Raw genomic sequence first — 12,523 nt, forward strand, 5'->3', positions numbered from 1 at the left:
TGCCGCCTGCGCGCCAATGCTCACCCACACCCGGTTCAGTCGATTTGCCGAAGCTCAGCGAGAACCGGGTCGGCAACTGCTCGGACTGCGCAAAATAGGCTTCGGCGCAGGCACTGATCGAGCCTCCGGCCAGCGGAGTGATGCCCTGATAAGGCTGTGTGCCTTCGCCCTGGTCGATCATGATCGCAAAATAACCCTCGCCCACCTGATCGAAGGGCGCGCCATCGGTCAGACGATCGCGGTCGAAACTAGCGTAAGCGCGGATGCGGGCCGGTTCGCCCTCTTGCTGTGGCGCGTAGTAGTCGGTGGCAATCATGCGCACCGGACCCTTGGACTGCACCTGCAACGACAGCTTCCAGCGAAGCGAGACCGTCTGGCCGATCAACGCGGTCAGCAGGGCCATCTCGGCCACCAGGGCCTCAACCTTTTCCGGATAGTCATGCTGTTTCAGGATGCCGTCCAGCACGCCATCCAGACGGGCCACACGCCCGCGCATGTCCGATACATCGAGTTGAAAGGGCAGGACGGTATCGTCCCACGCGATTTTTGTTCCAAGAGACATGGGGTTTCCTTACACGCCAAGGGTTGGCATACCGGCACCATATAGGTCGCAGAGATTGGGTTGTAAGGGGCCATACATGATCAGACGGTTCGGCGAAAGCCCTGAACCCGGGCGCAAGTACACCCGGCGGGTCGGAGTCTACGCTTTGCTGCCCCGCGCCGGGCACCTTCTTCTGACCTGCCAGACCGAACCGGGGCCGGATCTACAATTGCCTGGTGGTGGAATTGATCCGGGCGAATCGCCTACAACCGCCCTGCACCGGGAAGTGTTCGAGGAAACAGGCTGGCTGATCGCTGCACCCCGTCGAGTCGGCGCGTTCCGTCGGTTCACTTATATGCCGGAATATGACCTTTGGGCCGAGAAGATCTGCCTGATCTATCAAGCGCGTCCGGTACGTCGTTTGGGGCCACCACCCGAGCCGTTCCACGAAGCGCTCTGGATGCACGCCGCCGATGCGGTTGAAACGCTGGGCAACGATGGCGATCGCCATTTCGCGACGTTGCATCTTCGCGGGCTTTAGATCGTTTCGGGTTAAACCTGCGACGCGAAACCCTGCCACGCTTTCAGCGTTTTCGGGACATTTGTTTCACTTGATGATTCAGGTAAAATCCAAAACGCTTTAGGCCCCATTATATTCGAAGAACACGGCCGAGACATCGTCGCCCATACCGCTTTCAGGTGACATCACCTGTGTCAGGCGCCAGAACAGATCGTCCAAAAACTCAGGCTCACCGCGACCCGCCGCACAGTCGAGCGCCATGTCCCGCAAGCCGTCGTCATCCAGCATTCCGCCTTCAGCCAAAGCGCATTCCGTGAACCCGTCTGAATGCAGTAACAAACGGTCCCCCGGCTCCATCTTCGTCTCAATCTGCTGAAACTTCACATCCGGGATCAACCCGATGGGTAGCCCACCTTCGCCCAGAAACTCGGTCGTGCCATCGCGTCGCAGCATCAACGGATGTGGATGCCCGGCCTGAACCATCCTGATATGCCCGTTGCGCAGATCTACAATGGCATAGACCATAGTAAAATATTCTTCGATCCCGGCATCCGCCAGCAATCGGGAATTCAGCATCCCCGCGACTTCCTCCGGGGGAAGCAAAGCGTAGAATTTGTCAAAACGCTTTTCCATTGCGACGTTCTGTTCGAAATGTTTGCTGGACAGATAGCCGCCCAACCGCGCCGTCATCATCGCCGAGGTGATGCCGTGACCAGATACATCAATGCTGTAGAACCCAAGGCGGTTCGGACCGGGTGAGAACATCCCCACCAGATCGCCCCCGATATGCCCGCAGGGTTTCAACAACAGACTGACACGCGATTTACCGAATTCTTGCGTAAGGTCCGGCACCAGCGATTCCTGTATCTTGCGGGCTTGGATCAGGTCCTTGTCGATGGCCTCATGCGCCAGTTTCAATTCTTGGAGGGCGGATTCGATCAGTCGGTTTTTCTCTGACAACTCACGCTGCATATCCAGAATTCGCGCCCCAGCCGAGATACGCGCGCGCAGCTCATCCGCCTCAAGCGGTTTGATCAGGAAATCATCCGCGCCCGCATCCAGACCCCGCGCCACCTCCTGCTTTTCACTTTTTGAGGTGAGCAGGATGAAATAGCTATAGTGTTCGGCCTCAAGCGCGCGGAAGGCGCGGCAAAACTCAAGCCCGCTCATCCCCGGCATGACCCAATCGCTGAGCACAAGGTCTGGCGCGGCTTCGGTGCAGATATCTATCGCCGCCTCGCCATTGTCGGCCTCAAGAACCTCAAAACCCCATTTCTTGAGCGAGGCCACCAGAATGCGCCGTTGCAGGCGGCTGTCATCTACCACCAGCACCCTCCGGATTGCACCGAAGTCCAGATCGGATCTGGTTTCCTCAAGACTTGCCGCTGGCACTCTGCAACCCCACACGCTTCCTTTTATCGGGATGGTGCGACCCTACGCGTCTGGGGCTTAACATCGAGTGAAGGCCAATTGAGGCCGACGCTTAACCTGACATTTACTCAAGCCGGGCTACCAAGGATCCATTCAATTCCGATGCAGGACGCGACCCATGATCCACTGGCCCCGAGTTCGACAGCTCCGTGACGAGGTTGGCGCTGATGAGTTCGACGAGGTTGTCGAGATCTTTCTGGACGAGGTACAAGAGGTCATCGCCCGCGTGCATGCAGACACCGCGCGACAGGATCTTGAACAAAACTTGCATTTCCTGAAAGGAAGCGCCCTGAGCCTTGGGTTCGAGGTGTTCTCGAAGCTCTGTCAGGATGGCGAAAGGATGGCCGCCTCAGGTGAGGCGGCAAAAGTCGATCTATCCGAAATCCTCGCCGTGTTTACTGCGTCGAAATCAGTGTTTCAAACCGAACTTAAAGACAATTTGCACTAGATCACAAACTGTGCCAGCGTCTCATCCTCGGTGATGTCGGTATAGGTGAACCCGGCCTCATCTAGGTGCGCAAAGAGGCGGGCGAAGTTCTCAGGTTTGCGAGTCTCGATCCCGATCAATACCGAGCCGAAATTGCGCGCCGATTTCTTCATGTATTCGAACCGGGCGATATCGTCTTCGGGTCCGAGGATGTTCAAGAACTCTTTCAACGCGCCGGGGCGCTGCGGCAAGCGCAAGATGAAGTATTTCTTGACCCCGGAATAGCGCTGCGCGCGCTCCTTGACCTCGGGCAGGCGCTCAAAATCGAAATTGCCGCCAGAGGTGACACAAACAACCGTTTTGCCACGGATAAAGCTTTGCACATCAGCAACCGCCTCGATCGCCAAGGCACCGGCGGGTTCCAGAACGATGCCTTCCACGTTTAACATTTCGATCATAGTGGTGCAGATGCGATCCTCGGACAGGACCAGCACATCCGATAAGTGACGGTCTTTCAACAGCTCAAACGGCTTGGCACCGATCTTGCCGACCGCCGCGCCATCGACGAAATTGTCTACGTGATCCAAGGCAACCGGATGCCCTGCAGCCATTGCCGCGTGCAGACAGGCCCCACCTTTGGGTTCGACAAACAAACAGTGGGTCCGATCGCCGAACCAGGTTGCCACGCCGGACGACATGCCACCTCCGCCGACCGGCAGGATGACATGGTCGGGCATGCGGCCAAGCTGTTCCTCAATCTCGACCGCAAGTGAGGCCTGGCCTTCGATCACATCCTCATCATCGAACGGCGACAGGAAATGCCCGCCCTCCTTTGCGCACCAAGCTTGTGCCGCAGCAAGCGTGTCGTCGAAGTAGTCACCGCTGAGGTGAACCTCGATATTGTCGCCGCCGAAAATACGGGTCTTCTGGATCTTCTGCTGAGGCGTGGTGACCGGCATGAAGATCACCCCCTTCACATCCAGATGCTTGCACATGAAGGCCACACCCTGCGCATGGTTTCCCGCGCTGGCACAGACAAACAGATCCTGCCCCTGCTGCTTGCGCATGGCATTGAAGGCGCCCCGGATTTTGTAGGAACGTACCGGGCTGAGGTCCTCTCGCTTGAGCCAGATATCTGCACCGTAGCGGTCAGACAGATGGGCATTCCGCTGCAAAGGCGTTGCCGGAAACACAGAGCGCATCGCCTGTTCGGCAGCGCGGGCACGGGTCATGAAATCGCTCATGCCGGTTTCAGTGGCTTATCCTAGGCAAAAGGGCAAGGAATACATGTGTGTACGAATTACGACAGCGCGCGTTTTTCGATGAAGACGCCATATAACGTTGTCAGGATGCTGACATTGATCAATGGCACGATCAGCATGCTGGCGAAAACCACCACCAAAGCGCCAATCACCGGGATGATTAGAAGCGCCGCGAAAAGAAGCTGAAGCACCATCTGGAACAACACCAGCAACACAACCAGCGCCACTATGGTGCCGTTCGCTCCGTCAGTTGCCCGCCACGCATCCGACAGTTTCAACGGTTCGCCTATTGCTGCGGCGGGCATGATCGGGGACACCCGGTAAAAGGCCACGGATAGGCCCACAACAACCAGAAGCCACGCCAAAATGCCCATCGCAGCCGAGGCCTGCGTCAAAAATCCGATGACAAGCATTGCCGGGATCAGGACGACTACACCCAGCAAGGCCAGCATCACCATCCGCCTAATGTAAGCGAGCATTCGATCCGATCTGAACGCGGGCAGAAAACCGGCCGGGTATTCTTCGAGCAGCACAAAGCGATGCCAGGACACGACAATCCAAACCATGATCGCAAACAGGGATGCCAGCACGCAGAACAGGAACGCTGTGACCGCGCCTGGCGATGCTGCATCCGGCAGACCGTTTGGCTCGGTCGAGATATCTTCGAACGAAATACCAAAAAGGAGGCTGAATGCGATGATGGCCAAACCGCCGATCAGCGCGGGGATCAGCGTAATCTGAATCGCCTGTTTCAGATTCCGCAAAACCATCTTGATCGAATGCATGAAAATCCCGAACGCCAACATCTGGAAATACCCCTGCTCAACCATCTCTTGTTCTTTGTCCGGCCGTTTCACCCCAATTCCCGGCCTGCGTCAATCCACACAGCTTGCCCCCGCCCACAAAACCCGTTAGGGGCCAATCGTCTTGCGAATAAGGGGAAGTCAGATGTCCGCGCCTAAGAAAGTTGTTCTGGCCTATTCCGGTGGCCTTGATACCTCGATCATTCTGAAATGGTTGCAGACCGAGTATGGTTGTGAAGTCGTCACCTTCACTGCCGATCTGGGTCAGGGTGAGGAACTGGAACCCGCCCGCCAAAAGGCCGAGCTGCTGGGGATCAAGCCCGAAAACATCTATATCGAGGACATCCGCGAGGAGTTCGTGCGCGACTTCGTCTTCCCAATGTTCCGCGCAAATGCGCAGTATGAGGGTCTGTACCTGCTGGGCACCTCGATTGCGCGGCCTCTGATCTCGAAACGTCTGGTTGAGATTGCCGAAGCCACCGGCGCTGACGCTGTCGCACATGGCGCAACCGGCAAGGGCAACGATCAGGTCCGCTTTGAACTGGCTGCTTACGCACTGAACCCCGACATCAAGGTCATTGCTCCGTGGCGTGAATGGGATCTGACCAGCCGCACCAAACTGCTGGAATTCGCCGAGCAGAACCAGATCCCGATTGCCAAGGACAAACGTGGTGAGGCGCCGTTCTCGGTCGATGCCAACCTGCTGCACACCTCCTCCGAGGGCAAGGTTCTGGAAGACCCCGCAGATATGGCGCCCGATTATGTCTATCAGCGCACCGTTCACCCCGAGGACGCGCCCGATCAGCCCGAATTCATCGAGATCGGTTTCGAAAAAGGTGACGCCGTCAGCATCAATGGCGAGGCGATGAGCCCGGCCACCATCCTGACCAAGCTAAACGAATATGGCGGCAAGCACGGCATTGGCCGTCTGGACCTGGTCGAAGGCCGGTTCGTGGGTATGAAGTCGCGCGGCATCTATGAAACTCCGGGCGGCACCATCTTGCTGGAAGCACACCGTGGGATCGAATCCATCACCATGGACCGTGGCGCGATGCACCTGAAAGACCAGCTGATGCCGCAATATGCCGAGCTGATCTATAACGGCTTCTGGTACTCGCCCGAACGCGAAATGCTGCAGGCCGCCATCGACAAAAGCCAAGAGCATGTCACCGGAACCGTGCGCGTGAAACTGTATAAAGGTCTTGCCTCGACCGTGGGCCGCTGGTCCGATCACTCGCTGTATTCCGAGGCGCATGTGACCTTCGAGGAAGACGCTGGTGCCTATGATCAAACCGACGCCGCAGGCTTTATCCAGCTGAACGCGCTGCGTTTGAAACTGCTGGCAGCGCGCGACAAACGTCTGTCCAAGTAACCTGACAATCAGTTTAGAATTCAAAACCCCGGCAATCACACGGTTGCCGGGGTTTTCTTTTGCCCACCAGACCCAGCGTCATGCTTGCCGGATGTGGGGCCATGTCTTTACGCATACGTCAAGTTTGAAAGGATACACCATGCTGCAAGAGATCGCCGACGGAATTCAAAAAGGACTGAATGGCAAAAACTTTGACGGCTCGCTCAAGTTCGATTGTGGCGACGCGGGTGTAATCGTGCTGGCCGACAATCAGGCCACCACGCAGGATCAGGATACCGATTGCACCATCCGTATCTCGCAAGACAACCTGACCAAGCTGCTGACCGGCAAGCTGAACCCGATGACAGGCGTTGCTTTGGGAAAGCTCAAGATCTCGGGCAATATGGGTGTGGCGATGAAGTTGGGGCAGCTTCTGGGTTAGTCGCCTTCCGAGAACACATCAAACGCCTTCAGCGCCTTTGCGCTGTAGGCAAAAGACGGGCCTCCGCCCATATAGGTCGCCATCGAGAGCGCCTCGCACAGTTCCTCGCGGGTGGCGCCGAGACGCACCAGTGATTTCACGTGAAACCCGATGCAGCTATCGCAACGTGTGGCGATAGCAATGCCCAGCGCGATGAACTCTTTGGTTTTTTCGCTCAAGGCACCGTCGGTTTTGGCCGCCTTGCCCATCATCCCGAAGCCGCGCACCGTATCGGGCACCTCTTTCGAGAGGGTACCGATATTGGCCTCGGTCTCGGCCATGAAGTCTTTCCAGTCCATACTGTGTCTCCTTATCCGCGTTCGTCCGCGCCCATGCGGCGTTCCAGCCAACGTACCCCGGCGCTGATGATCAGAACCAGGATCAGGTATTCAAATATCAGCAAGGTGTAGATTTCCAGCGGGCGGTATTCCGTCACCACCAGTTCATTCGCGCGGCGGGTCAGTTCCTGCATGCCGATGACACTGGCAAAGGCGCTCATCTTGACGATGTAGATGAACTGGTTGGCCAAGGGCGGCAGGATGCGCCGGATCGCTTGTGGCAGGATCACGTAGCGCATGGTTTGCACGTAGTTCAGCCCGATGGTCTGGGCCGCCTCGCGCTGGCCGCGTGCGATGGATTGGATACCGGCGCGGTAGATCTCGGCCGTGAAGGCACTGTCGGAAATCGCCAGGGTGATGATCGCGCCCCAGAAAGGATCAATCGGGATGTTCAGGCCCATCGACTGGAACACGATCGGCAGTCCGTAGAACACCCAGAACAGCATGGGCAGCAGTGGAATCGCGCGAATGAACTCGACATAGACCCTGTTCAGCAGCCGCCAGCCGCGTTTCTCGGACAGTCCGGGCAAGGCAACCAACAGGCCGATCACAATTGACAGCGCCGCCGCGATCAGAGAGATCAGGATCGTCGCGCCCATGCCCGAGATCAAGAATTTCACATTGGTCCAGCCCGAGTCAGTCCTCGGGTCGATAACATACCAGCCCCATGTCTGGGATGAGGAACAGCCTGCCAGCAGCAGAAGCGGTATGAGGAGAAGTGCTTTTTTAATCATGCCCACTCAGTGCTGCAATATCTGGCTGAGGAACTTGCGACACCGCTCCGAGGTCGGATTGGTGAAGAAATGCTCTGGCTTGCCCTGCTCCACGATCTCGCCCTGATCCATGAAGATCATCTTGTCGGCGACTTTGCGGGCAAACCCCATTTCATGAGTGACCACGACCATGGTCATGCCTTCATGCGCCAGCTCAACCATCACGTCCAGCACCTCGGCGATCATTTCCGGATCGAGAGCCGAAGTCGGCTCATCAAACAAAAGTACTTTCGGCTCCATGCACAGGGATCGGGCGATGGCGACGCGCTGTTGCTGGCCGCCCGATAGTTGCGTGGGGCGTTTATCCGCCTGATCGGGGATGTGGACTGTAGAAAAGCGTGCAATTTTGACCCCCTAAGCGGGGAAATCGGCGTCCAAATTTGACCCCTCCCTATGGTTGTAGACATCCTTTTCATTGAGCAGTCGATGGAGAGGCAAGCGGGATGATTTGCGTGGAAACTATTAGAAAAGTGCGTCGCTTACACCTGATCGAAAAAAAGAGCATCAAGGAAATTTGCCGTTCGCTCAATTTGAGCCGTGCAACGGTTCGAAAGATAATCCGATCGGGAGTGACGGAGTTCAAATATGAGCGCAAATCGCAGCCATACCCGGTGCTCGGGCCTTGGCGCGCGCGTCTGGATGAAACGCTTGAGGAGAACGAGGCGCTTCCGAAGAAACACCGCAAGCGGATGACCAAAATCTGGAAGGAACTCTCCGATGATGGTTTTGGCGGCGGGTATGACAGTGTTCGACGCTACACAAAGAATTGGCGCATTGCGCACGGCCGACAACAGGCGCAGGCGTTCATCCCGCTGATCTTTGATCCTGGGGAGGCGTACCAGTTCGACTGGAGTGTGGAGACGGTTTTGATGGACGGTGCACTCACGACCGTGAAGGTTGCCCATTTCAAACTTTGCCATAGCCGCATGCCATTCTCCATTGCCTATCCGCGCGAGACGCAGGAGATGGTCTTTGATGCCCACGACGAGGCCTTCAAATTCTTTGGTGGAGGCTGCATCAACGGGATCTACGATAACATGACGACCGCCGTCGATGCGATCCTGTCGGGCAAGGAAAGAAAGTTCAACAAGGCATTCTCCCGGATGTGTTCTCATCATCTGGTGAACCCGATCGCCTGTACGCGCGCGGCCGGTTGGGAGAAGGGTCAGGTTGAGAATCTGGTCAAGGAGAGCCGCGCCTATAGTTTTACACCGCGTCTGGAGGTGGCCGACTTCGATGAATTGAATGCCCGGCTGCAAAAAGACGCGATCAAACGCGCAAAAGAACTGCGGCATCCGGAAAACCTGGAGGTGACGGTCTGGGAGGAGTTCCAGCAGGAAAAGCCGCTGCTGACGCATCTGCAGAAGCCCTTCGTCGGGTTCCGTGAAAAGACGGTCGCCGTGAGCCGAACCTGCCTGATCAACTTCGAAAGAAACAAATACAGCGTTGAGGCAAGAGCTGTTGGACGTCAGGTCCAGTTGCAGGTCTACGCCACGCGGATTGTCCTGCGCCAAGACGGTGAGATTGTCGGAGAGCACGAACGGTGCTTCGGCCGAGGAAAAACGATCTTCAACCCTTGGCACTATGTGCCCGTCCTCAAGCGCAAGCCTGGCGCTCTGCGCAATGGAGCACCGTTCCGTGACTGGGACCTACCACCGGCAATGACGCAGATCTGGACCCATCTGCGGGGCACATCCGACGGAGACCGGCAACTTGCCGATATTCTTTTCGCTGCTTACCAGCACGACATTGATGTGGTCGAGGCTGCCTGCGAAGAAGCTCTAAAATCTGGCCTGCGCAAGGCCGATGCGATCCTGAACATTGTCTCTCGGCGCACCAATCCCCCGCCGCCAAAGGCGATTGAGCCGCCTGCCCACCTGCAGCTGAAAATGGCACCGATCGCGGATTGCGCTCGCTATGACAGGCTTGGAGGCTCCCATGCAACTGCGTAAGGAAATTCTCGAACTTGCCCGTCAACTGAAGTTGCCAGGCATCGTCAACTGCTTTGACGAAGTGATGCAGGCCGCAGCCAAAAACAACTGGCGGCCCCAACAGGTCGTGGCCGAACTCCTCACGGCCGAACTGGCCGAAAAGACTGCGCGCTCGATCCGGTATCAGATGGGTGCCGCAAAGTTCCCGGTCTGCAAGTCCTTACCTGAGTTCGACTTCACGGTCAGCCCCGTCAACGAGGAAGTCGTGCGCAATCTTCATGACGGCGATTTTATGGACCAGGCCAGGAATGGCGTGCTGGTCGGTGGAACCGGATCGGGCAAAACGCATCTCGCAACAGCGATCGGGGGCCACGCGGTCAATAACCGCCGGCGGGTCAGGTTCTTCAGCGCTGTGGATCTCGCGAACAAGCTGGAGGCTGAACATCGCGAAGGCAACGCCGGGCGGCTCAGCGAGTAGCTGATCCGCGTCGACCTCGTGATTATAGACGAACTCGGTTATCTGCCGTTCGCAGAGTCTGGTGGACGATTACTCTTCCATCTCATCAGCAAACTGTACGAGCGAACGTCTATTCTGCTAACAACCAACCTCGCATTTGCTGAATGGCCGAGTGTGTTCACAGATGCCAAAATGACCACTGCTCTCCTGGATCGACTGACACACCATTGCGATATCATCGAAACCGGGAACGAAAGCTGGCGAATTAACCACCGCGACTAACCTCGAAATCGGGGAATAAATTCAAAACAGACAGCAGGTCAAACCTTCAGTCGAGCTACGCTCTCTTTTCGGTTTGACCTGCTGTCCACCCCCTCCTGAATCAACCTAAACACGACCCCCTCAACGCCCCTCTTAGCTCCAAGGGGGGTCAAATTTGGACGCCGATGGGGGGTCATTATTCAATGCCGATTGACAAAGTTGGGAAGGTCGCCGACTTCGTCATCCTTTCGGACGATCCGACAGCGGTGGACCCGGAAACTCTGGCCGAGCTTCGGGTTCTGGTGACCGTGAAGAACGATACAGTTGTCTACGAAGCTGAAGAAGGCGTTCGAGAAGGAAAGCTGGACGTCTCGCCCTTTTCTAGCGATCCGGTTGTGGCACATACCTTCCTGCACGCGATTTATCAGGGGATGAAAGTCGAACAACCTTGGCTGTCGAGAACATTCTGAATTGTCCGGTGTAGGTAACATGCCAATTGTCCGCTTCAGTTGATTGCGCGGTGGCCCAATTCGGAGGGAGCCGTAGGCGACCGTAGATTTGGGCCACCGCGTTCGCGCCACGTCGAAGCGGGTCACGCGACTTTGTGTTTGCTATCCTCCTGTGTGATGGGTGATCCGTCAGGCTGGTAGCGGCCAATGCATCTCGGGCCGTGGAAGATGACCAGTTGACCATCGGGGTATTCGTGGACCCTGACCTTCGCCTTGACGAAATGATGACGGTGCCTGTCTGCCGCGATCTGCATGACCAGGCCCTTGTAGCGCACCGTATTGTCGTTGCCGACGACGCGGTCTTCCTGCACACACAGGGTGTCGCGCACATTGCCTGTAAACGGCACGAAGGCCGAGGTCGTATCCTCCGGCTCCTTTGCAAACAGGGCATTGTGTTCGGGAAGATAGACCTCTTTCAGGAACTGATTGGCCTCTTCAATGGTTGTGATCCCATGGGACCGCAGTTCCTGCGGCAATCGGTTCTGGAACGTGCCAAACATGCGTTCAGACCGTCCACGGGCCTGCGGTGAATAGGCCGGGATCAGCTCAATGCCGAGTTGCTGCAAGGCGCGCCCGACCTGGGTCAGATTGTCCTTGTCCACTTTGCCGCCCGCTTCGGGCGTATGCCAGTAATGAGAGCCCCGATCGGCATAGAGCGAGCAAAACAGACCTTGCGCCTCGATCACCTCTGTCAGCCCCTGAAAACTGCTCATCGTCCCTTCTTCCTCGACAAAGAATGCCGAATAAACCCGGTTGGTGGCATCGTCCATGGTGACGATCAGATCCCACCACTGACCCGGAACCCATTCATGGCTGGAGCCGTCCTGATGCAACATCATGCCAACCATCGGACGGCGGGGCCGCTTGCGCCGATGGGCACCTCGTCGGGGTGCTGCCTGAACCCGGCCGTGGCGCTGCAGTGTAAGCCGCACCCAGTTGTAGCTCTGTGTGAAACCATGGTGGGCCACCAGCTTCTCGTGGAAATGCTTCGGCGTGTAATCCCAGTACTTGGTATCAAACAGTTCAAGCATCTCCATGACCTTATCCGTGGCAACACGATTGTTGGCCAGTTTGCCAAGCCGACGGTCGTACAGACCTTCTGCACCATCCGCCTCAAATCGATCCTCCCAACGCCTGACGGTGCGCACGGATACACCCAGTATCTCAGCCGCCTGTTCTTGCGTCAGCTTGTTCGCGCTTCGCCGCGAATACACATCTTCAAACTTCATCAGTCGAACTTCCTGTAACACTTCTGCTCGGTTCATAACGCCTCCTCTCAGAGACAGAATAGAACCGGACAGATCGCATGTTACATACACCGGACATATCGCGTGTTAGCGACATCATTATTCAGGGCTATTTACCAGACGTCAAAAAGCGCTTGCAAATCATTTGATTGAGTGAATCTATTCTATGGATGTGAGGTACAGGAGGTTTC

The 12,523-nt window shown here is 56.8% G+C and carries 13 protein-coding genes and 2 pseudogenes; 7 read left to right on the forward strand and 8 right to left on the reverse strand.

The features are described 5' to 3' along the window. On the reverse strand, nt 1-562 hold a 562-nt coding region (locus ACOERD_RS22655; protein WP_419740572.1), incomplete at its 3' end, for an Hsp33 family molecular chaperone HslO. A 76-nt stretch (nt 563-638) separates the two neighbouring features. On the opposite strand from ACOERD_RS22655, the gene ACOERD_RS22660 reads away from it, so the two are divergent. After that, complete coding sequence (locus tag ACOERD_RS22660; RefSeq protein ID WP_170470733.1) at nt 639-1,082, forward strand: NUDIX domain-containing protein; 444 nt, start codon at nt 639-641, stop codon at nt 1,080-1,082. A 99-nt stretch (nt 1,083-1,181) separates the two neighbouring features. On the opposite strand, the gene ACOERD_RS22665 is transcribed toward ACOERD_RS22660, so the two are convergent. After that, the gene (locus ACOERD_RS22665) at nt 1,182-2,393 is read right to left on the reverse strand and encodes a PP2C family protein-serine/threonine phosphatase (protein WP_419739465.1); all 1,212 of its coding nucleotides are present in this window, start codon (nt 2,391-2,393) and stop codon (nt 1,182-1,184) included. A gap of 217 nt (nt 2,394-2,610) precedes the next feature. Between ACOERD_RS22665 and ACOERD_RS22670 the strand changes: the two genes are divergently transcribed. Next, entirely contained in the window at nt 2,611-2,940 is a 330-nt protein-coding gene (locus ACOERD_RS22670; protein WP_419739459.1) for an Hpt domain-containing protein, read from the forward strand. Here ACOERD_RS22670 and ilvA read toward each other — a convergent pair. Further along, nucleotides 2,937-4,163, reverse strand: a complete 1,227-nt coding sequence (gene ilvA / locus ACOERD_RS22675; protein ID WP_419739458.1) for a threonine ammonia-lyase IlvA — start codon at nt 4,161-4,163, stop codon at nt 2,937-2,939. The two genes, ACOERD_RS22670 and ilvA, sit on opposite strands and share 4 nt — an antisense overlap. Before the next feature lie 56 nt (nt 4,164-4,219). Beyond that, nucleotides 4,220-5,038, reverse strand: coding sequence for a hypothetical protein (locus ACOERD_RS22680; RefSeq protein ID WP_419739457.1), 819 nt, complete (start codon nt 5,036-5,038; stop codon nt 4,220-4,222). 91 nt (nt 5,039-5,129) lie between these two features. Between ACOERD_RS22680 and ACOERD_RS22685 the strand changes: the two genes are divergently transcribed. Next, nucleotides 5,130-6,356: an argininosuccinate synthase gene (locus tag ACOERD_RS22685; protein WP_170640891.1), complete on the forward strand. Its 1,227-nt coding sequence runs from the start codon at nt 5,130-5,132 to the stop codon at nt 6,354-6,356. A gap of 139 nt (nt 6,357-6,495) precedes the next feature. Next, nucleotides 6,496-6,777: an SCP2 sterol-binding domain-containing protein gene (locus ACOERD_RS22690; protein ID WP_170550796.1), complete on the forward strand. Its 282-nt coding sequence runs from the start codon at nt 6,496-6,498 to the stop codon at nt 6,775-6,777. Here the strand turns inward: ACOERD_RS22690 and ACOERD_RS22695 are convergent. The 3 genes and pseudogenes from ACOERD_RS22695 to ACOERD_RS22705 form a co-directional block, all read right to left on the reverse strand. After that, the gene (locus tag ACOERD_RS22695; protein ID WP_419739456.1) at nt 6,774-7,115 is read right to left on the reverse strand and encodes a carboxymuconolactone decarboxylase family protein; all 342 of its coding nucleotides are present in this window, start codon (nt 7,113-7,115) and stop codon (nt 6,774-6,776) included. The genes ACOERD_RS22690 and ACOERD_RS22695 overlap by 4 nt on opposite strands. Nucleotides 7,116-7,126: 11 nt before the next feature. Next, the gene (locus ACOERD_RS22700; protein WP_419739455.1) at nt 7,127-7,888 is read right to left on the reverse strand and encodes an amino acid ABC transporter permease; all 762 of its coding nucleotides are present in this window, start codon (nt 7,886-7,888) and stop codon (nt 7,127-7,129) included. 6 nt (nt 7,889-7,894) lie between these two features. Continuing rightward, a pseudogene (locus ACOERD_RS22705) lies at nt 7,895-8,254 on the reverse strand (amino acid ABC transporter ATP-binding protein); the annotation flags it as partial. Between the two features lie 116 nt (nt 8,255-8,370). Here ACOERD_RS22705 and istA point away from each other — a divergent pair. The 3 genes and pseudogenes from istA (at nt 8,371) to ACOERD_RS22720 (ending at nt 11,046) form a co-directional block, all read left to right on the forward strand. Beyond that, on the forward strand, nt 8,371-9,879 hold the full coding sequence (gene istA / locus ACOERD_RS22710) for an IS21 family transposase (RefSeq protein WP_419737605.1): 1,509 nt from the start codon (nt 8,371-8,373) through the stop codon (nt 9,877-9,879). Further along, a pseudogene (gene istB, locus ACOERD_RS22715) lies at nt 9,866-10,597 on the forward strand (IS21-like element helper ATPase IstB). Before istA ends, istB begins: the two are co-directional and overlap by 14 nt. Nucleotides 10,598-10,779: 182 nt before the next feature. Then, on the forward strand, nt 10,780-11,046 hold the full coding sequence (locus tag ACOERD_RS22720; protein WP_419739454.1) for an amidohydrolase family protein: 267 nt from the start codon (nt 10,780-10,782) through the stop codon (nt 11,044-11,046). A gap of 122 nt (nt 11,047-11,168) precedes the next feature. Here the strand turns inward: ACOERD_RS22720 and ACOERD_RS22725 are convergent, their stop codons facing one another. Continuing rightward, on the reverse strand, nt 11,169-12,350 hold the full coding sequence (locus tag ACOERD_RS22725) for an ISNCY family transposase (RefSeq protein ID WP_419737631.1): 1,182 nt from the start codon (nt 12,348-12,350) through the stop codon (nt 11,169-11,171). Nucleotides 12,351-12,523 lie beyond the last annotated feature (173 nt).

Source organism: Ruegeria sp. (assembly GCF_965199275.1).
Classification (GTDB): Bacteria; Pseudomonadota; Alphaproteobacteria; order Rhodobacterales; family Rhodobacteraceae; genus Ruegeria.

What these genes read in the sequence shown, in the direction of transcription:
- ACOERD_RS22660 (WP_170470733.1), top strand. Translation starts at nt 639, where the DNA reads ATGATCAGACGGTTCGGCGAAAGCCCTGAACCCGGGCGCAAGTACACC.
- ACOERD_RS22670 (WP_419739459.1), top strand. Translation starts at nt 2,611, where the DNA reads ATGATCCACTGGCCCCGAGTTCGACAGCTCCGTGACGAGGTTGGCGCT.
- ilvA (WP_419739458.1), bottom strand. Translation starts at nt 4,163, where the DNA reads ATGAGCGATTTCATGACCCGTGCCCGCGCTGCCGAACAGGCGATGCGC.
- ACOERD_RS22685 (WP_170640891.1), top strand. Translation starts at nt 5,130, where the DNA reads ATGTCCGCGCCTAAGAAAGTTGTTCTGGCCTATTCCGGTGGCCTTGAT.
- ACOERD_RS22690 (WP_170550796.1), top strand. Translation starts at nt 6,496, where the DNA reads ATGCTGCAAGAGATCGCCGACGGAATTCAAAAAGGACTGAATGGCAAA.
- ACOERD_RS22695 (WP_419739456.1), bottom strand. Translation starts at nt 7,115, where the DNA reads ATGGACTGGAAAGACTTCATGGCCGAGACCGAGGCCAATATCGGTACC.
- ACOERD_RS22700 (WP_419739455.1), bottom strand. Translation starts at nt 7,888, where the DNA reads ATGATTAAAAAAGCACTTCTCCTCATACCGCTTCTGCTGCTGGCAGGC.
- istA (WP_419737605.1), top strand. Translation starts at nt 8,371, where the DNA reads ATGATTTGCGTGGAAACTATTAGAAAAGTGCGTCGCTTACACCTGATC.
- ACOERD_RS22720 (WP_419739454.1), top strand. Translation starts at nt 10,780, where the DNA reads ATGCCGATTGACAAAGTTGGGAAGGTCGCCGACTTCGTCATCCTTTCG.
- ACOERD_RS22725 (WP_419737631.1), bottom strand. Translation starts at nt 12,350, where the DNA reads ATGAACCGAGCAGAAGTGTTACAGGAAGTTCGACTGATGAAGTTTGAA.